We start from the raw sequence: 24,874 nt of genomic DNA on the forward strand, positions 1-24,874 counted from the left end.
CCTCGCCCCTGGCGAGTCATGCACCACCACATTCACTTCCGTATCGGGGTTCCCCATGTCCGATCTGCGTCAAGAAGCGCTCGATTACCACGCTCAACCCATTCCCGGCAAGATTGCCATCGCCCTCACCAAGCCCGCCGAGACCGCCCGCGATCTGGCGCTGGCCTACAGTCCGGGGGTGGCCGAGCCGGTGCGCGAGATCGCCGCCAATCCGGATGACGCCTATCGTTATACCGGCAAGGGCAACCTGGTGGCCGTGATATCCAACGGCACCGCCATCCTGGGGCTGGGCAACCTGGGGCCGCTGGCCTCCAAGCCGGTGATGGAGGGCAAGGCCCTGCTGTTCAAGCGTTTCGCCGGCATCGACGCCATCGACATCGAGGTGAAGCACGAGACCAGCGCCCAGTTCATCGACACGGTCGCGGCCATCGCCGATACCTTCGGTGGCATCAACCTGGAAGACATCAAGGCGCCTGAGTGCTTCGAGATAGAGCAGGCGCTGATCGAGCGCTGCGACATCCCGGTCTTCCACGATGATCAGCATGGCACCGCCATCGTCACCGCCGCCGGCCTGCTCAACGCCCTGGAGGTGCAGGGCAAGCGCATCGAGCAGAGCAGCATCGTCTGCATGGGGGCCGGCGCCGCCGCCACCGCCTGTATGGATCTGCTGATCACCTGTGGCGCCCAGCCACAGCAGATCTTCATGCTGGACCGTCAGGGGGTGATCCACCGCGGCCGCACCGACCTGAACCAGTACAAGCAGCGTTTCGCCAACGACACCCCGTTGCGCACCCTGATGGATGTCATCGAGGGGGCGGACGTGTTCGTCGGCGTCTCGGGCCCGGACGTGCTGCCCCCCGAGGCGGTGGCCCTGATGGCTCCCAATCCGGTGATCTTCGCCTGCTCCAACCCGGACCCCGAGATCAAGCCCGCCCTGGCCCACGCCGTGCGCGACGATCTCATCATGGGCACGGGCCGTTCCGACTATCCGAACCAGATCAACAACGTCATCTGCTTCCCCTTCATCTTCCGCGGCGCCCTGGACGCCCGCGCCAGCCGCATCAACGATGCCATGAAGGTGGCGGCGGTGGAGGCCATCCGTGCCCTGGTGAAAGAACCCGTGCCCGCCGAGGTGCTGACCGCCGCCGGGGTGAGCGAGCTGCACTTTGGCAAGGATTACGTTATTCCCAAGCCGATGGATGCCCGCCTGCTGCCGCGGGTGGCCCGCGCCGTGGCGTTGGCCGCCGTGGAGTCCGGGGTGGCGCGCATCGCTCTGCCGGCGGACTATATGCAGGGCTGAGCCCAGGCTTGGCGCTGAGCCGATGAAAACAGAAGGGGCCCCGCGATGGGGCCCCTTTTCATTGGCGGTTGCTGATGGGATCAGGCGCTCTTGGGAGTGGCCTTCTTGGCGCTGGGGGCGGCCTTGGCGTGGGTCGCCTTGTGGTGTTTCTTCACCACCTTGGTCTGGGTGGCGTGGGGGGCGGCAGCCTGGGTCGGGGTGGCGGCCATGGTGAAGCCGGAGGTCAGGGCGAAGACGGCGGCAAGGCTCAGGGGGATCAGCTTGTTCATATTCACTACCTCGTTGGATGTTATGGAGCGTCTCTCCATGACTTCATCCTAAGGCAAGGCAGGAAGCGCTTCCGTGAGCGGCTGGTGACGGTTTGTATCCGGATGTACGACACCAGCGGGCGGAGAAACCAAAAGAAGAAGGGGTCCTGACGGACCCCTTCCTGGGAGCTTGTGCGACCGTCATTTGGTCTTGGGGGCCACCTTGACGGCAGGCGCCTTGGTGTTCTTGTGATGCTTCTTCACGACCTTGGTCTGGGTGGCCTTGGGGGCGGCGGCCTTGGTCGGGGTGGCAGCCATGGTGAAGCCGGAGGTCAGGGCGAAGACAGCGGCCAGGCTCAGGGGGATCAGCTTGTTCATATTCCAGTTCCTCATTCGGGTTGATGACATGGAGCGTTTCTCCATGGCTTCATCCTAGGGGGACTCGGCCCCGGCTTCAGTGAGTGGCTGGTGACGGCTTGTATCCAAATGTACGGGCAGGGCCAGGCAGAAGCGGACCCCCGTTTCGCTGGGCAGGAGCTGCACCTCGCCGCCGTGGTGGCGGGCGATACTGCGCACTATGGCGAGCCCGAGCCCGGCCCCGCCGGTGCGTCTGTCCCGGCTCTGGTCGAGGCGCACGAAGGGCTCGAAGATCTGGGGGGCCAGCGCCGGATCTATGCCGGGGCCGTCGTCGCTCACCGTCAGCAGATACTGTTCCTGCTGTTGCTCCATGCTCAGGGTCACCCGACTGGCGGCGTGACGCAGGGCGTTGCCGATAAGGTTCTCCAGCGCCCGGGCCAGCAGACGGGCATCCCCGCGCCAGGGCAGGGGGCTGGCGGGGGGAACGAACTCGAGCTGCTTCTCCGGCCGCAGGGCCTGCCAGTCGGCCAGGTGCTCCGCCGCCCAGCCACCCAGCTCCAGATCGCTGCACTGCAGGGGCAGTTCGGGGCGATCGAGGCGCGCATAGGTGAGCATCTCCTCGATGAGGGCATCCAGCACGCCGAGATCCCGTTCCAGCCCCTGCCTGTCCGCCTCGCCCGGCTGGGGCTCCAGCATGGCGAGCCGGTATCTCAGCCTCACCAAAGGGGTACGCAGCTCGTGGGCGATGGCGTCCGTCAGCTGTTTGCGGCTCGCCAGCATGGCCTGCAACTGCTCCGCCATCTGATCGAAGGTGCGACCGACCCTGGCCAGGCTGCTGCTGGCGGGTAGACCGGTGCGGCTGGAGAGATCCCCGTCGCCGACCCTTCTGGCGGTCTGCTCCAGCTGTTGCAGGCCGCGCCAGTGGGGTCTCAGCCAGAGCAGGATAGGCAGACCGAGGGAGAGGCCGATGAGCAGCAGCAGCCCCACGTCCACCCAGTGCAGCTCGTGCAGGTAGGAGAGATAGGGGACGGGGCCGACGATCAGCACCTGATCCGTGCCCGGGATGCGCTGCAGGAAGGTGTCGTCCTCCTCGACGATGACGATGTTGCCCGCCTCGAGGAAGGCCTGATCTTCGCGGGCCAGGGGCTGGCTGGTGAGGGTCCCGGCCTGCAGCGGCAGGTTGAGCTGACGGCTCTGCTCTCCCATGCGGGCGGGCCAGCGTTCAGGCGGTAGCCGCGCCAGCTCGCCGGTGAGCAGGCCGAGGGAGCCTTGCATCATGTGCTCCAGATAGCGATCCCCCGCCCGCTCGGCGCTGACCTGATAGACCAGGCCGATCAGCAGGATGGCGAGGCCGAAGCAGCCGATCAGCAGGAGGTAGAACTGGATAAACAGGCGACGCATGGGGTCTCTTCCTCTGGCGATGGATCGATGACGGCATCCTTACTTTCTATGCTGACCTTTTGGCCTGCGTGGCATCTAAAGACCCGTTGCCGGTCTACTCCCAGGCCTGGGGCACCAGCAGATAACCCTTCTGACGTACCGTCTTGATCCGGCTGGGGTTGTTGGGATCGTCCCCCAGCTTGCGGCGCAGGCGGGAGATGGCCACGTCCATGCTGCGATCCTGGCCGTCGTAGTCACGGCCCCGCAGGCTGCGAAACAGCACCTCCCGCCCCAAGATCTGGCCGGCATGGCAGGCGAGCTCCCACAGCAGATCGAAGTCGGCGGTGGAGAGGGGGATGCTGTGGCCCTCGAGACGCACGTCCCGCCCCGGGCCGTCTATCTGCAGGCGGCCGAACTGCAGGCGCTGGGGGGGCGGGCTGACAGGGGCCGATTGTGGTGCCTGGCCCTGTTGGCGGAACTGGACCCGCAGTCGGGCCAGCAGCACAGGGGGCGGCGTGGTCTTGAGGATATAGTCGTTGGCACCGAGCTCCAGGCTCAGGATCTGGTTCATGTCGCTATCGAGGGAGGTGAGCATGACGATGGGGCCGGCAAAGCGTGGGCGGAGATCCCGGCACAGGGAGAGGCCATCCTGACCCGGCAGCATGATGTCCAGCAGCACCAGATCCGGCTGCTCCGCCTCGACGCGGGCCAGCGCCCTGTCCCCCCGGGTCTCCAACAGGACTTCCATATCGTGGCGGCCGAGCCAGCTACTTATGAGCTGGCCTATTTCGGGATCATCTTCAACAAAGAGAACGCGTGGCATGGTGGCGTGGCACCCCGGCAATGGCGCGAATGCGAGTGCCGCCAGCATAACGGCTCCCGTTGCCACATGCACAGGGTTAAATAATCGGACAGGGCCCAAGGGCCCTGTCGTTATGCTGGCGAGCTTGTCGGCGGTATTCCCACCCCTGGCTAGACTCCCTTGGCGCCCCTCTCCTCTGGCGGGAGAAGGGCTGGGGATGAGGGGAAGAAGTTAACCCGCCTTGCGTTTCAGATAGACCCCGGCCTCCATATGGTGGGTCCAGGGGAACTGGTCGAACAGGGCGAAGCGGGCGATCTCGTGGGTCTCGCCGAGCACCGCCATGTTGGCCTGCAGGGTCTCAGGGTTGCAGGAGATGTAGAGGATGTTGTCGTACTCCTGCACCAGTTTGACGGTCGCATCGTCCAGCCCGGCGCGGGGGGGATCCACGAAGATGGTGTTGCACTGGTAGCTCTTGAGCTCCACCCCCTTGAGGCGGTTGAACTCCCGCTCGCCGCGCATGGCCAGGGTGAACTCCTCGGCGGACATGCGCAGTATGATGAGATTATCCACCCCGTTCGCAGCGATGTTGAACTGGGCGGAGTCCACGCTCGGCTTGGCGATCTCGGTGGCCAGCACCTTGCGGAAGTTCCGGGCCAGGGCGATGGAGAAGTTGCCGTTGCCGCAGTAGAGCTCCAGCAGATCCCCCTCGCTGCCCCGAGTCACGTCCAGCGCCCAACCCAGCATCTGTTCGTTGATGGCGGCATTGGGCTGGGTGAAGCTGTTCTCCACCTGCTTGTAGACCAGCTCGCGCCCCTGCACATTCAACCGCTCGATGACGAACTCCTCCCCCAGGCAGATCTTCTGCTTGTGGGCGCGACCGATCAGTTGCAGATGGAAGCCCAGGGCCCGCAGATCGGCCTGCAGGGCCTCGGCGGCCTGCAGCCACTCGGCTTCCAGCTTGCGGTGGTAGAGCAGGCTCACGCAGATCTGGCCGGACTGGGTGGAGAGGTAGTCGATCTGGAACAGTTTGCGGCGCAGCACCGGGTGCGGGCGCAGCCCCTCGAGGAGTACCGGCATCAGGTGGTTGATGAGCAGGCTGGCGGTGGGGAACTGGTCGACCCGGATGATCTCCTTGGTGGCCGGGGCATACATGCAGTGGAAGAGGTCATCCCCCTCGTGCCAGATGCGAAACTCCGCCCGCATCCGGTAGTGCTCGGCGGGGGAGGCGTGCACTTCCAGGGCCGGCGGGTTGAAGCCTGCGAACAATCCGGTGAGACGGACGCTCTTCTCGTCGAGCTGGGCCTGGTAGTCAGCAGGAGTTCGCTGGGATTGAGTCATGGATACCTCGCATGCGCCGGGCAAAGCCGGGTGAAAACCGGGGGAAGGCCTTGGCCAACCAAAGGGGCAAGATTGTAAGAGGCGGCCGCAGATTCTCCAAGTTTTTATGGTCAAGAAGTATCCAGTCGGGCCGATAACCGATCCACCACTATTGGCGGGAGGAAGAATGATGCAGATCGATGGCGTGGGCGCGACCCAACCCAAGGGAGTGGGCACCTCCCCCAAGGCAGCTCAGACGGTCCAGAACAAACCGGCGGAGGAGGGGGATCAGGTCTCCCTCAACCAGCCGCCGAAATGGGCCCAGCGGCTGATTGAGCAGGCGTTGCAGTTCGCCCTGAAGATCAACGGCCAGCACTATCAGGCCCCCAAGAGCCAGGAGTTCAAGCTGGAGCCACCGGAGGCGATCACCCCGGAGACCCTGTTCGACTACCAGTCGGTGGCGGACAACGTGCTGCAGTTCGTCACCGGGCGGCTGGGGGCGGCGCGGGCGGACGGCAAGAGCGACGAGGATCTGGCCGAGATGATGGCCCAGGCCCGCAAGGGGGTGGACATGGGCTTTGGCGGCGCCAGGGAGCAGCTCGGCAGCTGGGCGGACAACGAGGACATCAAGACCGGCATGGATCAGAGCTACAAGCTGATCCAGGAGGGGTTGGCGTCCTTCGAGAAGGAGTTCTTCGGCCAGCTCTCCCCCACCGAACTCGGGGATGCCGAGATGGCGAGCCGCCGTCAGGGGGCCCTGGAGATCGAGACGCGGGACGGTGACAAGGTGATACTGCGCTTCAGCGACAGCTGGCAGTTCAAGTCCCAGAGCGAGGAAGGGGGGAGCCAGCTCAGCCTGAAGTCGAGTCAGGGCTTCGATTTTTCCCTTGAAGGGGAGCTCGACGGCGACGAGATAGAGGCCATGGGCCGGCTGGTGAAGGGGCTGGACGAACTGGCGGGCAAGTTCTTCGGCGCAGACGGCCAGACCCTGGAGGACAAGCTGAGCGGCTTGCCGCTGGATGACAGCCAGCTGGCGTCCTACTCCCTCAAGCTCAGGCAGTCGGCCCGCCTCAGCCAGACCTATCAGGGGGCCCACTCTTTGCAGGAGAGCCTCAAGCCCCTGGCGGACTACCTGCCGAGGCTCGGCCAGTGGCAGCAGCAGGCCGATGCCCTGCTGCCGGAATCCCAGCAGCAGGCTCTCACCCCCGCGGTGCTGGCGGCACGGGGCCAGACCGATGGACAGGGTGCCGGCTTTATGGGCTTCAACCAGCGGATGCTGGAGGCCGCGCGCCTGCTCGGCCAGGTCTGACGCCAAACCATGACTTGAGCGGTTTGCCAGCCCTGTTTGCTAGACAATGGCCGGGCTGGCACACTGCCCTTTTCCCTGACCAGATGCGGCCATGAACCCCAAGAAGCCAAGAGACAAGCGCGAGCTCTGCTACCCCTTCATCTTCGAGACCCAGTTCCAGTGCGACTACGAGATCGCCACCGACGAGCTCTGCTGCCAGGTGGGGGCCGTGCTCGCCGCGCTGCCCGCCGAGGCCGAGACCCGCGAGATGGCGGCGGATCTGGCGACTCTGCAGCGGCTCATCTACAACCTGAACGGCTCGGTGCGTGGCCGGCTCGGCATCTTCGAGGCAGACCTGGACTGGCTGAAGGGGCGCTATGACCACTACAACGAGGCGAGCCGCGGCCGGGTGACCGGCTTCGTGCTGCCCCAGGGGCCCCAGCCCATCCCCACCCTGCACCTGTGCCGCTGCGGCAGCAAGAAGGTGGTGCGGCTGCTGGTGCGTCTCGAGGAGAGCGGGGTGCGCTTCGATCCCATCCTCTACCGCTTCGCGAACCTGCTGGCGAACTTCTTCTTCGTGCTGACCGTCTTCCTCAAGCTGCACTGGGACGTGCCGGAAGTGCCTTACATCAGCATCAACTACTGATTTAGGTGGTTGTGGTGGGCTATTCTTGATGCTAATTCACACAAGGTAGTGTCATTGCGCAGTGGAATGATGCTGAGGCAGTGTGTATCACTGCCGACGATGCCAAATAAAAAAACCGGAGCCCAGGCTCCGGTTTTTTATGGTCACAACCCTCAGCTCGACAGCAGCACCCTGGCCGAGTTGGCCGGTATGGTGAGCTGCACCTCCCCCTGCACCACCTCGAACTTGTCGCCGTTGAAGGCGTCGGTGAAGCGGCTGGCGGGGCTGGCGGTCTGCCACAGGGGCAGGCTGATGGTGCGCGGCTCCGTGGGGTGGCGGTTGCAGGCCACCACCACCTGATCACTTTGCAGGGTGCGGGCGAACACATAGCTGTGGGGGCCGGCGTAGAGGGTCTGGATGTCCCCCCGGCGCAGGGCCGGGCGCTGGCGGCGCAGCTGGATCAGGCGGCGGTAGTGATCGTGCAGCACGTGATCCCAGTCGGTGGTTTCCCAGGGGAAGCAGCGGCGGCAGTCCGGATCGTTGCCGCCGGAGAGCCCCACCTCGTCACCGTAGTAGATGGAGGGCACGCCGATATAGGTGATGAGCAGGGTGGCGGCGAGGCGCATGCGCTGCTTGTCCTCTCCCAGCAGGTGCAGGAAGCGGGCGGTGTCGTGGCTGTCCAGCAGGTTGAACTGGGCCAGCTGGTTCTTGAACGGGATATGGGCCCGCGCCAGCTTGAGCCAGCGGTCCAGCTCCTCGGCGCTGATCTTGATGGGGTGGTAGGCGATGTCCTGCCCCGCCAGGAAGGCGCGGATGGGGTGGGCGAAGCCGTAGTAGTTCATGGCGCCGTCCTCCTGATCTCCTTGCAGCCACTGGCTCGCCTCGAAGAAGTGTTCGCCGAGCACGTAGGCGTCCGGGTTCTCCTGCTTCACGGCGCCGCGGATGGCGCGCACATGGCCGCTGTTACCGATGGCCGAGCCCCGCTCCCCCAGCATGTGGATGACGTCGAAGCGCCAGCCGTCGATCTGGTAGGGGGCCCGCATCCAGTAGCGCAGGATGGCGTTATCGGCGCGATAGACGGCGTCTTGCACCTGCTCGCTGGAGAAGTCCAGCTTGGGCAAGCTGCGGATCCCCTTCCAGCTGACATAATCCCCCTCTTTATCGAAGGTGTAGAAACTGCGCCAGGGGGAGTCCGGATTCTGCTGGGCGCCGAGCGGCGGGCAGAACCAGGGGTGCTCGGTGGAGGTGTGGTTGACCACGGCATCCAAGATGATCTTCATGCCGCGCTGGTGCAGGTTGCGGGTCAGCTCGGCGAACTGCTCGTTGGTGCCGAGGTGGGCGTCCACCTTGAAGTAATCCTGGGTGTCGTACTTGTGGTTGCTCGGCGAGTCGAAGATGGGGTTGAGGTAGAGCGCCGTGATGCCGAGGGACTGCAGGTAGTGCAGCTTGGCGTCTATTCCCGCCAGATCCCCACCGTAGAACTCACAGGCACCGTGCCCCTCGTCGTGGCGGCTGACCGGCTCGCCCCAGGCCTTGCTGATGACGGCCTTGCCCCTGTATTCGTATTCGTGGTGACGCACGCTTAAAGACGGGTCGCCGTTGCAGAAGCGGTCGGGGAAGATCTGGTAGAACACCTGATCCTGCACCCAGGCCGGCGGCTGATGGCGGCTGTTGAAGCGGAAATGCTGCTCCCGTGGCGGCATGGCGGCGCTGACGCCGGCCCCGTGCAGCCACCATTGCTCCTCGTCGGTGATGCACTTGAAGCAGTAGAGGTGGATCTCCTGGCCCCTGAGGAGGGGCAGCTCGACCTGCCACACCTGCAGCCTGTCACGGGTCGAGACCGGGCGCATGGCCAGCAGGTACTCTTCGTTGTCCGGCTCGTGGCGCAGCCACACCTCCCGGATGGGGGCGTCCAGCTCGCTGAACAGGGTGAGCTGCAGGGCGTCGGCACTCTCTTTGAACCAGGGTGCCACCTGGGGATGAAACAGGAAGGGATGGGTCATGGTCTCTACTGCGTCAAAGGTTGGCCAGGGGGATATTACCCCGTTCGTGATCTTGTGTGTGTGCCGGCCGGCCGGAATGGGACAAGGCTCCTGTCCGCTCTGGTCGACCGGGCGTGAGTCTACTGGGTCAGCAGATCGGCCAGGGCGTTGCCCTGTTCATGGAGCTGTTCGAGCTGATCCGCCAGGGTGGCGGGATCCAGTCCCAGCTCATTGGCCAGCGGCTTGGGGAAGCGGCTGATGATGGCCTGGGCCGGCACCCCGGCATGCCAGGCGAAGGAGACGAAGACGGCGAGCCGGATCAGCACGGCCTCCTTGCTGACCGGCTGATGGGAGAGGGGATCCAACTGCTGGGCGATGGCATCGACGAAGGATTCCGACAGGTTCCAGCGCCGCGCCAGTTCGGCGCCGAGCTGGGCATAGTCGTAGCCCAGCATCTCCCGCTGGGCCTCGACCCGGCTGCTGCCCTTCTCGATGGCCAGGCTGATGAGCTCGGCCTCTTCCGGCAGGGTGCTCTGGATCAAGAGCTCGCCGATGTTGTGGATGAGGGCGCAGGTGAAGGCGGTCTCCGCATCCACGACCCTGGTCTGCTGGGCCAGGGTGCGGGCTATGGTGGCGACCTGGAAGGTCTGGGTCCAGAAATGGTGTTTGTCGAAGCTGGGGGGCGCCTTGAAGCTGCTGATGATGCCGGAGGCGACCACCACGGAACGCAACCGGTTGAAGCCGAGCCGGATCACCGCCTGTTCGATGGAGGTGACCTCATTGCCCCGGCGCAGGGCGGCCGAGTTGGCCATGCGCAGCACCTTGACGCTGATCACCTGGTCCATGGCGATCTTGGCCGCGATCTCGTCGATGCGGGCATTCTCGTCGCTGAAGCTCTGCATCAGCTCGTGCAGCAGCTTGGGGATTGTGGGCAGTTGTTTGATCTTGTCAAACAGGCGATCCATCGACATGGCTGAGGCAGCCTCCATTGCGAACAGTGCCTCATATTGTGCCACAGCCTGGTCAGTTGTTCCTGTGAGGGTGCAGATTTCGTGAGCCGGGGACGCTCCTAGAACACCCAGTCCCGCAGCTTGTATTCCAAACGGTGCCGTTTTCCCTTCAAGATCAGCGTCTCCGTGTCGCCACTCAGGGTAGATCCTTCCATCAGGGTGGCGAGGACCGCCTGCTCGACCAGATCGAGCTGCGGCTGGCAGGCCATGGCGGTGCTGCCCAGGCTGCTGACCCAGAATCTGTTCCCCTCGAGGTTGCCCTGGCCGAAGTAGCGGTTGCAACCGGCGATGCCGTTGACGGTGAAGTGTTCGCCAATCTCGATATCGGGGCGGTTGTCCGGGCCGTTGGCCACGGGTTGGCCATCCAGCTTGTCGAGCACCCAGTGATGGTGCTGCAAATCTTGCTGGGCGAAGCGAGGCGTACTGCTGCAGGCGCTGAGCAGAAGCAGGGCGAGCAGGAGTAACAACATTCTGGGCATTGCAGGGCTCCGGTGATGGGAGTGACAAGCATACCTTCACCGGGGGCCCCGGGGCAGGGCGGACAAGGGGGGCACCGACCGCTTCTGTCGCCCTTTGGCTGGGAGGGGTGTCGGCAAATGGCAACACCTGCCCCGGCCGAGGCTCGCCGTCAGCAAAAAGGGGCCACAATGTGGCCCCTTTGTCCTCAGACTGCTGCTTATGCGCCGGCGAACAACCGCTCGGCGTAGCGGGCGAGGCCCGAGGCCACAGAGCCGAAGTCGTCCCCCCCTTCCAGCGGGAGATTGGGGGGAGCTTCTGGCGTATCAGGGATCAGTTTGCGAACAGCCGCTCGGCGTAGCGGGCGAGGCCGGACGCTACCGAGCCGAAGTCATCTCCCCCTTCCAGAGGGATGGCTGGGAGCTTCTGGCGGATGAAGTCTTTGATGAGGGGAGACTTGGCGCTGCCGCCGGTGATGAAGACCCGATCCGGCTGCACGCCGGCGGCGGTGATGGCCTCATCCATCAGCTCGCCGATCTTCTCCAGCAAGGGGGCCGAGGCGGAGGCCAACTGACCGCGGTTGAGCTCGGCCGCCAGCCCCTTCTCCAGCTCGCTCAGGGATTGCTGGTTGAGCTCGTGGTCGGAGAGGGCGATCTTGCCCTGCTCGGCGCGCCACACCAGCTGGTGGCTCAGCTTGTGGGCCCGCAGGCTCGCGAGGCGGGCGAGCTTGCTGCCGGGCTGGCTGTCGAGCTGCAAGTCTTGGAGCTGGCGGGCGGTATCCAGGCTATAGAAGCGGCTCTGGGCGCTGACGTCGTTGATGGCGGCCGCATCCCAGAACAGGGGGTGGGGCAGGGGCTTGCCGGTCTTGAGGGTCTCGTGCATGCCGAGCAGCGGCATCATGCCCTCCACCGTCAGCCGGATGTCGAAGTCGTTGCCGCCGATGCGCTGACCGCTGTGGCTGAGCAGGTCGCCGCCGCGATCCAGCTGATCTCGGTGGCTCGGGCCCATGCGCAGCATGGAGCAGTCCGTGGTGCCGCCGCCGATGTCCACCACCAGCACCACGGCATCCTCGGTCAGACGTGCCTCGAATTCGAAGCCGGCTGCCACGGGTTCATACAGGAACTCCACCTGCTCGAAGCCGGCGAGGCGAGCCGCCTCGGTCAGGATGGCGATGGCCTGACGGTTGCTCTCCTCCCCAGCCAGCCCCTGGAAGTTGACCGGACGACCGATGACGGCGCCGCGCACCGGCTGGCCGAGCTGCTGCTCCGCCTCCTCGCGTACCTGCAGCATCATGGCGCAGACAATGTCCTCGAACAGGGCGATCTGGGGGGCCTTGAGGCCATAGGCACCGAGGAAGGATTTCGGCGACTTGATGTAGTAGCCGTCGTCCGGCTCCTCCAGATAGCGCTCGAGGGCCGCATTGCCGAAGCTGAGCTCGTCGATCAGTCCTTCTTCGCGCATCTGGCGGCGTACCGCCTGGGCCCGGGGCACCACGGGGCCGCGCAGCTTGAGGTATTCCGTCTGCCGGGCAGGGGTCAGCCGCTCCGCCAGCAGGCCGGCGATGGCGTCCCTGTGGGGGGCGTGCAGGGTGGAGGGGAGGTAGCGGGAGCCTGACAGGGTCAGCAGCCGGGGGCTGCCTTGTTCCATCACGGCGACGGCGCAGTTGGAGGTACCGTAATCAAATCCGATAAACATGGGCGGCCAGGCTCCTGTTCAAAAAAGGGCTGGTAGCCTACCCGAAGGCGCCGGGTCTCACAACCCGGCGCGGCTGAATGGCGGGCGCTTTATTCCACTTCGTTGTCGCTGTGGCCCTGGCGCTCGATGGCCTGGATGTTGCTGAGGGTGGTGTCGGCGATGGCGTGCAGCGCCTCCCGGGTCAGGAAGGCCTGGTGACCGGTGAACAGCACGTTGTGGCAGGCGGAGAGGCGGCGGAAGACATCGTCGGTGATCACCTCGTTGGACTTGTCCTCGAAGAAGAGATCTTCTTCCTCCTCGTAGACGTCCAGCCCCAGGGCGCCGATGCGGGTGGTCTTGAGGGCCTCGATGGCGGCGTTGGAGTCGAGCAGGCCGCCGCGGCTGGTGTTGATGATCATCACCCCGTCCTTCATCTTGGCGAAGGCCTCCTTGTTCAGCAGGTGGTAGTTCTCCTTGAACAGGGGGCAGTGCAGGCTGATGACGTCGGACTGGCGGAACAGGGTGTCGAGATCCACGTACTCGGCGCCGAGATCGATGGCCGCCTGGTTCGGATAGGGGTCGCTCACCAGCAGGCGCATGCCGAAGCCCTTGAGGATACGCAGGGTGGCGATGCCGATCTTGCCGGTGCCTATGATGCCGGCGGTGCGACCGTGCATGTTGAAGCCGACCAGGCCCTCGAGGGAGAAGTTGGCATCACGGGTGCGCTGATAAGCCTTATGGATGCGGCGGTTGAGGGTCATCATCAGCCCCACCGCGTGCTCGGCCACCGCCTCCGGGGAGTAGGCGGGGACCCGCACCACCTTGAGCCCCAGCTCCTTGGCGGCGACCAGATCCACGTTGTTGTAACCGGCACAGCGCAGGGCGATCACCTTGGTGCCGTTGGCGGCCAGCTCGGTCAGCACCTCCCGGTCGGCATCGTCGTTGACGAACAGGCAGACCACGGGGAAGTGGTGGGCGAGACGGGCGGTCTTGGCCTCCAGCCGCACGTCGAAGAACTCCAGTTCGAAGCCGTACTGGCTGTTGGCCTGATGGAAGTGTTCCTTGTCATAGCTCTTGGTACTGAAAACGGCGACTTTCATGGTGCGCTCTCCGCAGATATCGATGTGGTTAAATTACAACAACCGTTGGCCTTCATCACGGGATAAATCGTGGGGAATTAACCCCAGGGCATGATGGGAACCGCGCTGACGGCGCTTTTATAAGAACCATCCACCAATTTGGTGCTGTAAGTCAGATAAACCAAGGCATTACGCTTCTCGTCGTAAAAACGCACCACTTTCTGCTCCTTGAACACCAGGGACGTGTTGACGTCGAACACCTCCTCCCCGGCCTTCAGCTTGGCGGGCAGGGTGATGGGGCCCGTCTGGTGGCAGGAGAGGGACGCGTGGGAAGGATCCTCCGCCAGCCCGAGCCCGCCCTTGACGCCGCCGGTCTTGGGGCGTGCCAGGTAGCAGGCGATGCCGGCGATCTTGGGATCGTCGAACGCCTCTATCACTATCTTGTGATTCGGCCCGACCAGCTTGAAGGCGGTGCTCACCTCGCCGATGGGATCGGCCTTGTCCGCGAGGGCGGGGGCGGCGAGCAGGGCGGTCAGCAACAGGGGCAGGGGGCGTGAGTAGGACATGGGGTTTCTCCTGGCCTCAGTAAGGGAGGCCCAAGCGACGATAGAGGCTGGCCAGCACCCAGGCGGGACCGATCAGCAGGAATTGCAGGTCGGCGAGGAAGGAGGGGCGTTTGCCCTCGATCCGGTGGCCGACAAACTGGGCGACCCAGAGTAGCACGAAGCCGATGAGCGCCGGCAGCAGAAGGGGCCCCTGCCACCACTGGCAGGCCAGCAGGCCGAGGCCGGTGAGCACCGTCATGCCGAGGCACAGGGGGGGCGAGAGACGCAGGTAGAACAGCAGCACGGGCACGGCCGCCACCATGGCCCAGTTGATGCCAGGGGGCAGGGGCCCATTAGGCAGGCACCAGAGCAGGGCCAGCCCGCACAGATAGATGCCGGGTACCGCCACCTTGTGGATGGCGATGTTGACCGGGTGGCGGTGGCTCTGGCCGTAGTCGCTGAACCATTGTTCGAGTCGTTTCATGGCACCTCCCTGGTGCTGTGGGTGAAACCGGTTTGCCGTCCATCCCGGACGGCTCGCTTGCCTGACGGTGTGCCTCTCGACCGGGTCATCGAGGGGGCGGCTTGCGCTCTCAGGGGGCGGGCTGCGCCTCCTGCACCGGTGGATAGTCCCAGTACTGTGCCGGGATGCTCCTGAGCAGGGGGGTCATGTCCGGGTTGGTCAGGGGTATGGTGAGGCGGCCATCCAGATTGGCGCTGGCCAGGGCCTCGCGGATCTTGGGATTCTCGCGGAAGAACCGCATGAAGCTGCCGTCGGCGTAGGCGCGCTCGAGCCCGGTCTGGATCGCCTTGGCCAGCTTGGGATATTCGGGGCTGACGAAGAAGAATTCCGCGAAGGGGTAGCGCAGCAGCAGGTGCTGCTCGATGGCGAGGTTGGGATACTGGGCGCTCAGCTCGGCGCGCTCGGCGAAGATCTCCACCACATTGCGGGGGAAGAAGTCGAGCTTGTCGCCGTCGTTGATGATGCGGAACAGGTTGCTGTAGCGGCCGGCATAGGTGGGGATGCCCGCCAGCTCCAGGATCTTGTTGTCGGCCCAGCCGACACCTTGCGCCGCCTTCAGCTTCTTGAGGTCGGCGAGGCCGCTGACCTGGTTGAACTTCTCCTGGGCATCGGCGTGGATGAAGGAGAGTCGCAGCCCTTCCAAGCCACGGAACAGCGGGATGGGTACAGGGATGAGGGAGGATTCGAGGGTGCTGGACGTCCCCATCCAGTACACATTGATGTTCTTGCCCTTGCTGAGCTCCTGCTGCAGGCTGAACTGGTTGAGGTTGAGCTCGACCTGTTCCAGCTTGAACGGCTGACCGGCACGGGTGAGCGCCAGCTCCAGCAACTTGAGCTGATATTCGTTATCGAGGTGGTTGATCGGTCGGCTGGGGACCTTGACGGTGAGAGTCTGTGCTTGTGCCAGCAGTGGCAGGCACAAACACAGCCTGATGAGCCATTTCACTCTCTGCGCTCCTGTTAGATTCCAAGACTTGCCCGGAGTCTAACAGAACTTGCCACGCTCTGGCTGTGTAGCCGTGAGTGAGCCGGTGGCGCCGCCCGCATCCCGATGCGCCGGGCGGCGTCAGGCCGAGTCAGGCGACCCGGCGGAACACGTGGGTATCGTTGAATTCCTTGGTGCTCTGACACTCGACGCAGAAGCGGGATTCAGGACGGGCCTGCAACCGCTTGAGAGAGATCTCGTCACCGCAGGATTCGCAGTAGCCAAAGTCCCCTTCGTTGATGCGTTTCAACGCCCCTTTCAGCTTGCGCAGGTGCAGCTTGTCGTGCTCGATGCGGTTCAGCTCCAGACGGCGGGCCTCCTCGATGCTGGCACGGTCGATCTCATCGGCCATCTCGTTGGTATCGGTGGCGATGGCCTGGCTGGCTTGAGAGTTGAGACGCTCCTCGAGCTCGATGATTTGGCGCTCGATCTGACCCTTGTAGAAGGTCAGTTGGTCTTCAGTCATGAAATCACACATATGGTTTTCTACCAGTCAGTTTCCCAATTTTTCCCATTTATGGGGGCTGTCTGCCTGCAGACCAAGCCCTTGTATCCCGATTTGCACCAAATCCATGCAGGAGAGTGCAAATCAGGGCGGGCCTTGTACCAAAAAAATGCAGGCATGCAAAGCATATCGGATAAGGATTGTGCGCCCTTGCAAAGAAATGGTCCTCATCTGACAAGGTATGACTGAGAACCCGTGCCGGAATGGCGGTCGTTGGCATCCCCTTTGCAGTGGGCTGATCGTGATACAAGGTGTTTAGTATTTGGTGTCGGCGTGGTCATTATATAGGCCGTTGTTTATAGTTTTTTAAACACCACCGCTTGACAAGGGGCGTTGTCGCGGGCTTTTATGGTGGTGCTGATTACATTTTCTTAACAAGGGTGTTCCTTATATTAGACACCCTTGCCAATGGCAACCGTAGAGTCGGGGTTTAACATGGACAGTATCAAGGGCTGGATGGAGAGCAATCGCATCACTGAGGTGGAGTGTTTGTTTCCGGATTTCACCGGCAATGCCCGAGGCAAGATCATCCCAGCCAACAAATTCCTGCGCGAAGGGGGTATGCGGCTACCCGAGGTCATCTTCACCCAGACGGTGACCGGCGAGTATCCGGATGACGACAGCATGATAGACCCGCTGGAGCGGGACATGCAGCTCTACCCCGATCCCAACACCATTCGTTTCGTGCCCTGGGCCCTCGAGCCGACCGCTCAGGTGATCCACGACTGTTTCGACATCAATGGCAAGCTCATCGACATAGCACCGCGCTCCGTGCTGCGCCGGGTCCTGTCATTTTACGAGAAGCAGGGCTGGAAGCCGGTGGTGGCGCCAGAGCTCGAATTCTATCTGGTCAAGCGCAACGAAGACCCCGACTACCCCCTGGTGCCGCCGGTGGGGCGCAACGGCCGCCCCGAGACGGCGCGCCAGTCCTTCAGCATCGATGCGGTCAACGAGTTCGATCCCATCTTCGAGGACATGTACGACTACTGCGAGGCCCAGGAGCTGGAGGTGGACACCCTGATCCACGAGTCCGGTGCCGCCCAGATGGAGATCAACTTCCTGCACGGCGACGCCATCGATCTGGCGGACCAGGTGTTCCTGTTCAAGCGCACCATGCGGGAAGCGGCCCATCGCCACGGCATCTATGCCACCTTCATGGCCAAGCCCATGAGCGACGAGCCGGGCTCCGCCATGCACATCCACCAGAGCCTGGAGGACATGGACGGTCACAACCTGTTTGGTACCAGTGAGGGGGGCAACTCCGCCCTATTCATGCACTTCATCGCCGGTCTGCAGAAGTACACCCCGGCGGTGACCGCGCTGCTGGCGCCAAACGTCAACTCCTACCGCCGCCTCACCTTCGGCGAGAGCGCGCCGCGCAACGTGCAGTGGGGGGTAGAGAACCGGACCTGCGGCCTGCGGGTACCCTTCTCTGATCCGAGCGCACGGCGGGTGGAGAACCGCTTCGCCGGCGCCGACGCCAACCCCTATCTGGCCCTGGCGGCGACCCTGGCCTGCGGCTACCTCGGCATGCTGGAGAAGCTGGAGCCCATGCAGGAGATGAAGGCGAGCGCCTATGACCTGCCCTACAGCCTGCCCCGTTCACTGGAGGAGTCGCTGAGCCATCTGGAGCAGTGTGAGCCCATCAAGGACATGCTTGGCGAGCGTTTCATCCGCGCCTTCGTCGCGGTCAAGCGCAAGGAGTACGAGACCTACTTCGGGGTGATCAGCCGCTGGGAACGGGAATTCCTGCTGCTGAACGTGTGACCCTGCTTCGAGGGAAGCCGGCGCCGGCTTCCCTCGTCAACAAGCAGCCGCCGAGGCTGTCGTCGTGGCAGGGCTCACCCCGTCACGGCAGCACAACAATATTTCGCTTCAGAATGATGGAACCGAGGTGCAGCCAGTGCAGCAGTTCGCCCGTGCCTTGCTGATCACCTCATTGATTCATAAAGAACATCGCTTAAATCGAAGGAACCGAGGAGCAAGCAATGCAGCACAGTACCCGTGAGTGGCAACAACTGGATGCCAGCCACCATCTGCACCCCTTTACCGATTTTAAGGCCTTGAACAAGAAGGGCAGCCGCATCATCACCAAGGCCGAGGGCGTCTATCTGGAAGATTCCGACGGCAAGCGCATCCTGGACGGAATGGCGGGCCTGTGGTGCGTCAACATGGGCTACGGCCGCCAGGAGCTGGTGGATGCCGCCACCCGGCAGATGCAGCAACTGCCTTACTACAACCTCTTCTTCCAGACCAGCCACCCGCCCGCTGCCGAGCTCGCGACCTTGCTGGCGGAGGTGGCCCCGGCCCACCTCAACCACGTCTTCTTCACCGGCTCGGGCTCCGAGTGCAACGACACGGTGCTGCGCATGGTGCGCCACTACTGGGCCAGCAAGGGGCAACCGGACAAGCAGGTGATCATCAGCCGCCACAACGCCTACCACGGTTCCACCGTGGCTGGCGCCAGCCTCGGCGGCATGAAGGGCATGCACGCCCAGGGCGGCCTGCCCATCCCGGGCATAGTCCACATCGATCAGCCCTATCACTTCGGTGAGGGGCAGGGGATGAGTGCCCATGAGTTCGGGCTGGAGCGCGCCGGTCAACTCGAACAGAAAATTCTGGAGCTGGGGGTGGACAAGGTGGCCGCCTTCATCGGCGAACCCATCCAGGGCGCCGGCGGCGTCATCATCCCTCCTGCCAGCTACTGGCCCGAGATCCAGCGCATCTGCGACAAGTACGGCATCCTGCTCATCGCCGACGAGGTGATCTGCGGCTTCGGGCGCACCGGCCACTGGTTTGCGAGCGAAGGTTTCGGCATCAAGCCGGATCTCATGTGCCTGGCCAAGGGCATCACCTCCGGCTACCTGCCGATGGGGGCCGTGATGGTGGGGGACAGGGTCGCCAGGGTGCTGGTGGAAGAGGGGGGAGAGTTCAATCACGGCTTCACCTACTCCGGCCATCCCGTGGCTTGCGCCGTGGCCATCGCCAACATCCAGCTTATGCAAAGTGAGAGCATAGTTAAGCGCGTTCATGATAACATCGGCCCCTATTTGCAGCGCCGCTGGAGCGAGCTGGCCGATCACCCGCTGGTGGGTGAAACCCGGGGCAAGGGTCTGGTCGCCGCGTTGGAAATAGTGCAGGACAAACAGACGAACCGTCGCTTCCCGGCCGAGCTTCAAGCCGGGATGACCTGTCGGGAGTTCTGCTTTAACAATGGCTTGGTGATGAGGGCGGTCGGCGATACCATGATCATATCGCCCCCCTTGGTGATCACCGAGGAACAGGTGGATGAATTGGTCAAACTGGCCAGGATCAGTCTGGATCTGACAGCGGCAAAGCTGCGGGAATAGGCTGCAACCGGGCAGATTGGCTTACGCATACAATTTGCTTAGGAGACAAGGACTATGTCTTTTAAAAAGGGAATGATGGCTGCTTCCGTGGCGCTGGTCATGATGAGTTCCGGGGCGATGGCCGAGGACAAGGTGCTGCACGTCTATAACTGGAGCGATTACATCGCGCCGAACACCCTGGAAGATTTCCAGAAAGAGACGGGCATCAAGGTGGTCTATGACGTGTTTGACAGCAACGAGGTGCTGGAAGCCAAGTTGCTGGCAGGTAGCTCGGGCTATGACATCGTGGTGCCGTCGAACTCCTTCCTGGCCAAGCAGATCCAGGCGGGCGTCTTCCAGAAGCTGGACAAGTCCAAAATCTCCAACTGGAAAAACCTGGATACTGCCTTGCTGAAGGCTCTCGAGCCGAGCGATCCGGGTAACCAGTACTCGGCGCCTTATCTGTGGGGCACCATCGGCTACGCCTACAACATCGACAAGGTAAAGGCGGTGTTGGGGACGGACGCGCCGCTGGACTCCTGGGATCTGGTGTTCAAGCCGGAAAACATGGCCAAGTTGAAGGAGTGCGGTGTCTCCTTCCTCGACTCACCGACCGAAATGCTGCCGGCCGCCCTGAAATATCTGGGCTTCGATCCGAACAGCCAGAAGCCGGACGAGCTGAAGAAGGCTGAGGAGCTGTTCCTCTCCATCCGTCCCTATACCGCCTATTTCCACTCCTCCAAGTACATTTCGGATCTGGCCAACGGCAACATCTGCGTGGCCGTCGGGTACTCCATGGACCTGCAACAGTCCAAGGCCCGGGCGATCGAGGCCAAGAACGGCGTCAATCTGACCTATGTGATCCCGAAAGAGGGGGCAGGCAGCTTCTTCGACATGCTGGCCATTCCGGCGGATGCGAAGAACGTGGAAGAGGCCCATGTGTTCCTGAACTACCTCATGAAGCCTGAGGTGATCGCCAACATCACCAACCAGATTCATGCACCCAATGGCAATAGCGCATCGACCCAGCTGGTCGACAAGGCCATCAGCTCTGACCCGGGGGTTTACCCGTCCGGTGAAACCCTGGCGAAGATCTACACCTTCCCGGCGCTGCCGGCCAAGGTACAGCGCCTGATGACCCGCAGCTGGACCAAGATCAAATCGGGTAAGTAAGTGACGAATACCCCTCCCGGTCCGCAGTTCGGCCGGGAGGGCTGTGAGCCACCCGATTAGGATGGACGGCGCGTAAGGATGCGCGACGGATAAATCACACACCGAGAGGACTGAACAAGTGCACACGACCAAGATAGCGACGCTGGCCCTGACCCTGGGGTTTGCAAATCTGGCCCAGGCAGCCCCTGTGGTCCATTTTTACAACTGGTCCGACTATATCGGCGAGACCACCCTCAGCGACTTCCAGCAGAAAACCGGGATCAAGACCGTCTACGACGTGTTTGACTCCAACGAGACGCTGGAAGGCAAGCTGCTGACCGGCCGTACCGGTTACGATCTGGTCGTGCCCTCCAATAATTTCCTGGCCAAGCAGATCAAGGCGGGGGCCTTCCAGAAGCTGGATCCCGCCCTGCTGCCCAACATGGTCAATCTGGATCCCTTGCTGCTCAAGCAGCTCGACAAGGTGGATCCGGGTCACCAGTACGCCGTGCCCTACCTGTGGGGCACCAACGGCATCGGCTACAACGTCGAGAAGGTGAAAGCCGTGCTGGGGGTCGACAAGATCGACTCCTGGGCGACCATCTTCGAGCCGGAAAACATGAAGAAGCTCTCCAGTTGCGGGGTTGCCTTCCTCGACTCGGCGGACGAGATGATCCCGGCGGCGCTGAACTACCTGGGGCTCAACCCCAACAGCCACGAGCCGGCGGACATCAAGCGGGCCGAGGCGCAGCTGCTCAAGGTGCGCCCCTATGTGGCCTACTTCCACTCCTCCAAGTACATCGGCGATCTCGCCAACGGCGACATCTGCGTGGCCGCGGGCTTCTCCGGTGACATCTTGCAGGCGGCGGCCCGGGCCAAGGAGGCTGGCAAGGGGATCGACATCGCCTACAGCATTCCGAAAGAGGGTGGCAATCTCTGGTTCGACATGATGGCGATCCCCTCGGACGCCACCAATGTCAAAGAGGCCCATGCCCTGATCAACTACATACTCGACCCCCAGGTGATCGCCAAGGTGAGCGACTACGTGGGATATGCGAACCCCAATACCAAGGCGGGCGAGTATATGGACAAGCAGGTGCGTGATGATGAGTCAGTCTATCCCCCCCAGGCGGTGCTGGAACGGTTGTATGTGCAGGAAGCCCATCCCCGTTCGGTGCAGCGCCTGATCACCCGGAGTTGGACCAAGATCAAGTCCGGAACCTAACCTTGGCGCCCATCCCGGGGCGCCAGATTGTATTGATGGATCGGCCCCGGCCGGTATCACGTTTGGGAGTTTGGTGATGGCGATAGCCTCCAGTGCCTACAAGAAAGCCCTCGAGGGCAGCCAGCAGCGTAAAGAAGTGCTGGTCAAAATAGACAGGGTAAGCAAGCAGTTCGACGAAACGCTGGCGGTCGACAACGTGTCTCTCAACATCCACAAGGGGGAGATCTTCGCCTTGCTGGGAGGGTCCGGTTCCGGCAAGTCCACCTTGCTGCGGATGCTGGCTGGGTTCGAGCGCCCCACCGAGGGGCGCCTGTTCCTGGACGGGGTCGACATTACCGACATGCCGCCCTATGAGCGTCCGATCAACATGATGTTCCAGTCCTATGCCCTGTTCCCCCACATGACGGTGGCGCAGAACATCGCCTTCGGCCTCAAGCAGGATGGCCTGCCCAAGGCCGAGATCGATGCCAGGGTGGAGGAGATGCTCAAGCTGGTGCAGATGACCCAGTATGCCCGCCGCAAGCCGCACCAGCTCTCCGGCGGCCAGCGCCAGCGGGTGGCACTGGCACGCTCCCTGGCCAAGCGCCCCAAGCTGCTGCTGCTGGACGAACCCATGGGGGCCCTGGACAAGAAACTGCGCTCCCAGATGCAGCTCGAGCTGGTGGAGATCATCGAGCGGGTCGGCGTGACCTGCGTCATGGTGACCCACGATCAGGAAGAGGCCATGACCATGGCCGAGCGGATCGCCATCATGCACCTCGGTTGCATCGAGCAGATCGGCAGCCCCATGGACATCTACGAGACCCCGGCCAGCCGGCTGGTGTGCGAGTTCATCGGCAACGTCAACCTGTTTGATGGCCTGCTGGTGGAGGATGAGCAGGACCATGCCACCATCGCCTGCGAGGATCTGGAGCAGCCCATTTACGTGGGCCACGGCATCAGCTCTCGTGCCGAGAACAAGAAGGTGACCTATGCCCTGCGGCCCGAGAAGCTGCTGATGAGCCTGCAAAAGCCGGTGGAGATCGAGCACCCGGACTTCAACTGGACCAAGGGGCAGGTCTACGACATCGCCTATCTGGGCGGTCACTCCGTTTATCACATCCAGCTGCCTTCGGGCAAAATCGTGCAGGCCTTCATCGCCAACGCCGAACGCCACGGCAAGCGGCCGACCTGGGATGACCAGGTGTTCCTCTATTGGGAAGATGACAGCGGCGTGGTGCTGCAATCATGAAGTCATTGCGAAGACTGAAGAAACTGGGCGGACGCCAGCTGGTGATCGGCATCCCCTTCTTCTGGCTGTTCCTCTTCTTCCTGCTGCCCTTCATCATCGTCGTGAAGATCAGCTTCGCGGAAGCGGACGTGGCCATCCCGCCCTACACGGACGTGGTGAGCTGGGCGGACGATCAGCTCACCATCCTGCTGCACATGGGCAACTACCTGCTGCTGCAGGAGGATGAGCTCTATCTGGCCGCCTACCTGGGCTCACTCAAGATGGCCTTCGTCAGCACCATCCTATGCCTGCTGATCGGTTATCCCATGGCCTACTCCATCGCCCGGGCGAAGAAGGAGACCCAGACCGTCCTGCTGTTGCTCATCATGATGCCGACCTGGACGGCCATCCTGATCCGGGTTTACGCCTGGATGGGGATCCTCAGCAACAACGGGCTGCTCAACAGCCTGCTGATGGGCATAGGCCTCATCAACGAGCCGCTGACCATCCTCAATACCAATCTGGCGGTCTATATCGGCATCGTCTACTCCTACCTGCCGTTCATGGTGCTGCCGCTCTACGCCAACCTGGTGAAGCACGACCAGAGCCTGCTGGAGGCGGCCTCCGACCTCGGCGCCCGCAACCTGACCCGGTTCTGGCAGATCACGGTACCGCTCTCCAAGAACGGCATCATCGCCGGCTGCATGCTGGTGTTCATCCCCGTGGTCGGTGAGTTCGTGATCCCGGAACTGCTCGGCGGCCCCGAGACCCTGATGATCGGCAAGGTGCTGTGGCAGGAGTTCTTCAACAACCGCGACTGGCCGGTGGCGTCCGCTCTGGCGGTGGTGATGCTGGCGGTCTTGATAGTCCCGATCATTCTGTTCAACCGCAACCAGGCGAAAGAATTAGAGGGCAAGGTATGAAGAAGGTACTGCTGATAGTCCCCCTGTCATCCCTGTTCAACCGCAACCAGGCGAAAGAACTGGAGGGCAAGGTATGAAGCGTTTCAGTTTTTCTACCCTGATGCTGTGGCTGGGGCTGCTGTTCATCTACCTGCCCATGGTCATCATGGTGATCTACTCCTTCAACGCCTCCAAGCTGGTGACGGTTTGGGGTGGCTGGTCCCTGAAGTGGTACTTCGGTCTGCTCGACAACAAGCAGCTGATAGGATCCGTGCTGCGATCCCTCGAGATCGCCTTCTACACCGCCATCGCGGCGGTGGCGCTGGGGACGGTGGCGGCCTTCGTGCTGACCCGGATCCCGCACTTCCGCGGCCGCACCCTGTTCGGTGGCCTGGTGACGGCGCCCCTGGTCATGCCGGAGGTGATCACCGGTCTCTCCCTGCTGCTGCTGTTCGTGGCCATGGCTCAGTTGGTGGGTTGGCCGGCGGAACGGGGCATGGTGACCATCTGGATCGCCCACACCACCTTCTGTACCGCCTATGTGGCGATCGTGGTGTCGGCGCGGTTGCGGGAGCTGGATCTCTCCATCGAGGAGGCGGCCATGGATCTCGGGGCCAAGCCCTGGAAGGTGTTCTTCCTGATCACCATCCCTATGATTGCGCCCTCGTTGGCAGCAGGGGGCATGATGTCGTTCGCCCTCTCCCTGGATGATCTGGTGCTGGCGAGCTTCGTCTCCGGTCCTGGCTCCACCACCCTGCCGATGGAGGTGTTCTCGGCGGTGCGCCTCGGCGTGAAACCCGAGATCAACGCGGTGGCCAGCCTGATCCTGTTGTCGGTATCCCTGTTCACCTTCGGCAGCTGGTATCTGATGGCCAAGGCGGAGAAACGCCGCCGCGCCGAGATCGCCATGACCACCCAGATGCAGGCAGTCGCCTGACCCAGCCCATGATAAGATCCGCATTCTCCCATCCATCAGGAGG

The 24,874-nt window shown here is 63.0% G+C and carries 24 protein-coding genes; 10 read left to right on the forward strand and 14 right to left on the reverse strand.

What is annotated here, in order from left to right; genetic code table 11:
* Nucleotides 1-55 precede the first annotated feature (55 nt).
* Nucleotides 56-1,300 (forward strand): malic enzyme-like NAD(P)-binding protein, encoded by a 1,245-nt coding sequence (locus ACT5M9_RS12735; protein WP_457982590.1) that lies wholly within the window; start codon nt 56-58, stop codon nt 1,298-1,300.
* Nucleotides 1,301-1,380: 80 nt separating this feature from the next.
* Here the strand turns inward: ACT5M9_RS12735 and ACT5M9_RS12740 are convergent, their stop codons facing one another.
* The 5 genes from ACT5M9_RS12740 to trmA all read right to left on the reverse strand — a co-directional run bounded on the left by ACT5M9_RS12740 (nt 1,381) and on the right by trmA (nt 5,425).
* The gene (locus ACT5M9_RS12740) at nt 1,381-1,569 is read right to left on the reverse strand and encodes a hypothetical protein (protein WP_457982589.1); all 189 of its coding nucleotides are present in this window, start codon (nt 1,567-1,569) and stop codon (nt 1,381-1,383) included.
* A 180-nt stretch (nt 1,570-1,749) separates the two neighbouring features.
* Entirely contained in the window at nt 1,750-1,926 is a 177-nt protein-coding gene (locus tag ACT5M9_RS12745) for a hypothetical protein (protein WP_457982587.1), read from the reverse strand.
* 54 nt (nt 1,927-1,980) lie between these two features.
* Nucleotides 1,981-3,306, reverse strand: a complete 1,326-nt coding sequence (gene rstB, locus ACT5M9_RS12750; protein ID WP_457982585.1) for a two-component system sensor histidine kinase RstB — start codon at nt 3,304-3,306, stop codon at nt 1,981-1,983.
* Nucleotides 3,307-3,400: 94 nt separating this feature from the next.
* Nucleotides 3,401-4,108, reverse strand: a complete 708-nt coding sequence (gene rstA, locus ACT5M9_RS12755) for a two-component system response regulator RstA (RefSeq protein ID WP_457982584.1) — start codon at nt 4,106-4,108, stop codon at nt 3,401-3,403.
* A 210-nt stretch (nt 4,109-4,318) separates the two neighbouring features.
* Nucleotides 4,319-5,425, reverse strand: coding sequence for a tRNA (uridine(54)-C5)-methyltransferase TrmA (gene trmA, locus ACT5M9_RS12760; RefSeq protein WP_457982582.1), 1,107 nt, complete (start codon nt 5,423-5,425; stop codon nt 4,319-4,321).
* Between the two features lie 169 nt (nt 5,426-5,594).
* Between trmA and ACT5M9_RS12765 the strand changes: the two genes are divergently transcribed.
* Nucleotides 5,595-6,713 (forward strand): DUF5610 domain-containing protein, encoded by a 1,119-nt coding sequence (locus ACT5M9_RS12765; RefSeq protein WP_457982655.1) that lies wholly within the window; start codon nt 5,595-5,597, stop codon nt 6,711-6,713.
* A 91-nt stretch (nt 6,714-6,804) separates the two neighbouring features.
* Nucleotides 6,805-7,338 carry a cobalamin adenosyltransferase family protein gene (locus ACT5M9_RS12770; protein WP_457982580.1) on the forward strand — a complete coding sequence of 178 codons (534 nt, stop codon included), beginning with the start codon at nt 6,805-6,807 and terminating at the stop codon, nt 7,336-7,338.
* A 152-nt stretch (nt 7,339-7,490) separates the two neighbouring features.
* Here ACT5M9_RS12770 and malZ read toward each other — a convergent pair whose 3' ends face one another.
* From malZ to ACT5M9_RS12815, 9 genes are all read right to left on the reverse strand, one after another.
* Nucleotides 7,491-9,320, reverse strand: coding sequence for a maltodextrin glucosidase (gene malZ / locus ACT5M9_RS12775; protein ID WP_457982579.1), 1,830 nt, complete (start codon nt 9,318-9,320; stop codon nt 7,491-7,493).
* Nucleotides 9,321-9,439: 119 nt separating this feature from the next.
* Entirely contained in the window at nt 9,440-10,288 is an 849-nt protein-coding gene (locus ACT5M9_RS12780; protein ID WP_457982578.1) for an HDOD domain-containing protein, read from the reverse strand.
* A gap of 80 nt (nt 10,289-10,368) precedes the next feature.
* Nucleotides 10,369-10,788, reverse strand: coding sequence for an META domain-containing protein (locus tag ACT5M9_RS12785; RefSeq protein WP_457982576.1), 420 nt, complete (start codon nt 10,786-10,788; stop codon nt 10,369-10,371).
* Nucleotides 10,789-11,098: 310 nt separating this feature from the next.
* Nucleotides 11,099-12,460: a molecular chaperone gene (yegD, locus tag ACT5M9_RS12790; RefSeq protein WP_457982575.1), complete on the reverse strand. Its 1,362-nt coding sequence runs from the start codon at nt 12,458-12,460 to the stop codon at nt 11,099-11,101.
* A gap of 89 nt (nt 12,461-12,549) precedes the next feature.
* The gene (locus tag ACT5M9_RS12795) at nt 12,550-13,539 is read right to left on the reverse strand and encodes a 2-hydroxyacid dehydrogenase (RefSeq protein ID WP_457982574.1); all 990 of its coding nucleotides are present in this window, start codon (nt 13,537-13,539) and stop codon (nt 12,550-12,552) included.
* Between the two features lie 77 nt (nt 13,540-13,616).
* On the reverse strand, nt 13,617-14,084 hold the full coding sequence (locus ACT5M9_RS12800; RefSeq protein WP_438551439.1) for a CreA family protein: 468 nt from the start codon (nt 14,082-14,084) through the stop codon (nt 13,617-13,619).
* Between the two features lie 16 nt (nt 14,085-14,100).
* Nucleotides 14,101-14,547: an Mpo1 family 2-hydroxy fatty acid dioxygenase gene (locus tag ACT5M9_RS12805; protein WP_457982572.1), complete on the reverse strand. Its 447-nt coding sequence runs from the start codon at nt 14,545-14,547 to the stop codon at nt 14,101-14,103.
* A 109-nt stretch (nt 14,548-14,656) separates the two neighbouring features.
* Complete coding sequence (locus ACT5M9_RS12810) at nt 14,657-15,532, reverse strand: hypothetical protein (protein ID WP_457982571.1); 876 nt, start codon at nt 15,530-15,532, stop codon at nt 14,657-14,659.
* A gap of 130 nt (nt 15,533-15,662) precedes the next feature.
* Nucleotides 15,663-16,049, reverse strand: coding sequence for a TraR/DksA family transcriptional regulator (locus ACT5M9_RS12815; protein WP_438551442.1), 387 nt, complete (start codon nt 16,047-16,049; stop codon nt 15,663-15,665).
* A 462-nt stretch (nt 16,050-16,511) separates the two neighbouring features.
* On the opposite strand from ACT5M9_RS12815, the gene ACT5M9_RS12820 reads away from it, so the two are divergent.
* The 7 genes from ACT5M9_RS12820 (at nt 16,512) to ACT5M9_RS12850 (ending at nt 24,831) form a co-directional block, all read left to right on the forward strand.
* Nucleotides 16,512-17,843, forward strand: a complete 1,332-nt coding sequence (locus tag ACT5M9_RS12820) for a glutamine synthetase family protein (RefSeq protein WP_438551443.1) — start codon at nt 16,512-16,514, stop codon at nt 17,841-17,843.
* 221 nt (nt 17,844-18,064) lie between these two features.
* A complete protein-coding gene (locus tag ACT5M9_RS12825) occupies nt 18,065-19,426 on the forward strand; it encodes an aspartate aminotransferase family protein (RefSeq protein ID WP_457982569.1) in 1,362 nt (453 codons plus the stop codon).
* 54 nt (nt 19,427-19,480) lie between these two features.
* Nucleotides 19,481-20,578 (forward strand): extracellular solute-binding protein, encoded by a 1,098-nt coding sequence (locus ACT5M9_RS12830; RefSeq protein WP_457982567.1) that lies wholly within the window; start codon nt 19,481-19,483, stop codon nt 20,576-20,578.
* A gap of 118 nt (nt 20,579-20,696) precedes the next feature.
* The gene (locus tag ACT5M9_RS12835) at nt 20,697-21,782 is read left to right on the forward strand and encodes a polyamine ABC transporter substrate-binding protein (protein ID WP_438551446.1); all 1,086 of its coding nucleotides are present in this window, start codon (nt 20,697-20,699) and stop codon (nt 21,780-21,782) included.
* Between the two features lie 76 nt (nt 21,783-21,858).
* Nucleotides 21,859-23,013, forward strand: a complete 1,155-nt coding sequence (locus ACT5M9_RS12840) for a polyamine ABC transporter ATP-binding protein (protein ID WP_457982565.1) — start codon at nt 21,859-21,861, stop codon at nt 23,011-23,013.
* Complete coding sequence (locus ACT5M9_RS12845; RefSeq protein WP_438551448.1) at nt 23,010-23,915, forward strand: ABC transporter permease subunit; 906 nt, start codon at nt 23,010-23,012, stop codon at nt 23,913-23,915. Before ACT5M9_RS12840 ends, ACT5M9_RS12845 begins: the two co-directional genes overlap by 4 nt.
* Before the next feature lie 73 nt (nt 23,916-23,988).
* Complete coding sequence (locus tag ACT5M9_RS12850; RefSeq protein WP_438551449.1) at nt 23,989-24,831, forward strand: ABC transporter permease subunit; 843 nt, start codon at nt 23,989-23,991, stop codon at nt 24,829-24,831.
* Nucleotides 24,832-24,874 lie beyond the last annotated feature (43 nt).

The sequence above is a fragment of the Aeromonas sp. AE23HZ002T15 genome (genome assembly GCF_054165525.2).

Excerpts from the sequence above, each read along its gene's own strand:
- ACT5M9_RS12745 (WP_457982587.1), bottom strand. The coding sequence starts at position 1,926 with ATGAACAAGCTGATCCCCCTGAGCCTGGCCGCTGTCTTCGCCCTGACC.
- ACT5M9_RS12820 (WP_438551443.1), top strand. The coding sequence starts at position 16,512 with ATGGACAGTATCAAGGGCTGGATGGAGAGCAATCGCATCACTGAGGTG.
- ACT5M9_RS12795 (WP_457982574.1), bottom strand. The coding sequence starts at position 13,539 with ATGAAAGTCGCCGTTTTCAGTACCAAGAGCTATGACAAGGAACACTTC.
- ACT5M9_RS12830 (WP_457982567.1), top strand. The coding sequence starts at position 19,481 with ATGTCTTTTAAAAAGGGAATGATGGCTGCTTCCGTGGCGCTGGTCATG.
- ACT5M9_RS12845 (WP_438551448.1), top strand. The coding sequence starts at position 23,010 with ATGAAGTCATTGCGAAGACTGAAGAAACTGGGCGGACGCCAGCTGGTG.
- malZ (WP_457982579.1), bottom strand. The coding sequence starts at position 9,320 with ATGACCCATCCCTTCCTGTTTCATCCCCAGGTGGCACCCTGGTTCAAA.
- ACT5M9_RS12800 (WP_438551439.1), bottom strand. The coding sequence starts at position 14,084 with ATGTCCTACTCACGCCCCCTGCCCCTGTTGCTGACCGCCCTGCTCGCC.
- ACT5M9_RS12815 (WP_438551442.1), bottom strand. The coding sequence starts at position 16,049 with ATGTGTGATTTCATGACTGAAGACCAACTGACCTTCTACAAGGGTCAG.
- ACT5M9_RS12780 (WP_457982578.1), bottom strand. The coding sequence starts at position 10,288 with ATGGAGGCTGCCTCAGCCATGTCGATGGATCGCCTGTTTGACAAGATC.
- ACT5M9_RS12740 (WP_457982589.1), bottom strand. The coding sequence starts at position 1,569 with ATGAACAAGCTGATCCCCCTGAGCCTTGCCGCCGTCTTCGCCCTGACC.
- trmA (WP_457982582.1), bottom strand. The coding sequence starts at position 5,425 with ATGACTCAATCCCAGCGAACTCCTGCTGACTACCAGGCCCAGCTCGAC.
- ACT5M9_RS12770 (WP_457982580.1), top strand. The coding sequence starts at position 6,805 with ATGAACCCCAAGAAGCCAAGAGACAAGCGCGAGCTCTGCTACCCCTTC.
- ACT5M9_RS12805 (WP_457982572.1), bottom strand. The coding sequence starts at position 14,547 with ATGAAACGACTCGAACAATGGTTCAGCGACTACGGCCAGAGCCACCGC.
- ACT5M9_RS12840 (WP_457982565.1), top strand. The coding sequence starts at position 21,859 with ATGGCGATAGCCTCCAGTGCCTACAAGAAAGCCCTCGAGGGCAGCCAG.
- ACT5M9_RS12765 (WP_457982655.1), top strand. The coding sequence starts at position 5,595 with ATGCAGATCGATGGCGTGGGCGCGACCCAACCCAAGGGAGTGGGCACC.
- ACT5M9_RS12785 (WP_457982576.1), bottom strand. The coding sequence starts at position 10,788 with ATGCCCAGAATGTTGTTACTCCTGCTCGCCCTGCTTCTGCTCAGCGCC.
- ACT5M9_RS12825 (WP_457982569.1), top strand. The coding sequence starts at position 18,065 with ATGCAGCACAGTACCCGTGAGTGGCAACAACTGGATGCCAGCCACCAT.
- rstA (WP_457982584.1), bottom strand. The coding sequence starts at position 4,108 with ATGCCACGCGTTCTCTTTGTTGAAGATGATCCCGAAATAGGCCAGCTC.
- ACT5M9_RS12850 (WP_438551449.1), top strand. The coding sequence starts at position 23,989 with ATGAAGCGTTTCAGTTTTTCTACCCTGATGCTGTGGCTGGGGCTGCTG.
- yegD (WP_457982575.1), bottom strand. The coding sequence starts at position 12,460 with ATGTTTATCGGATTTGATTACGGTACCTCCAACTGCGCCGTCGCCGTG.
- ACT5M9_RS12735 (WP_457982590.1), top strand. The coding sequence starts at position 56 with ATGTCCGATCTGCGTCAAGAAGCGCTCGATTACCACGCTCAACCCATT.
- rstB (WP_457982585.1), bottom strand. The coding sequence starts at position 3,306 with ATGCGTCGCCTGTTTATCCAGTTCTACCTCCTGCTGATCGGCTGCTTC.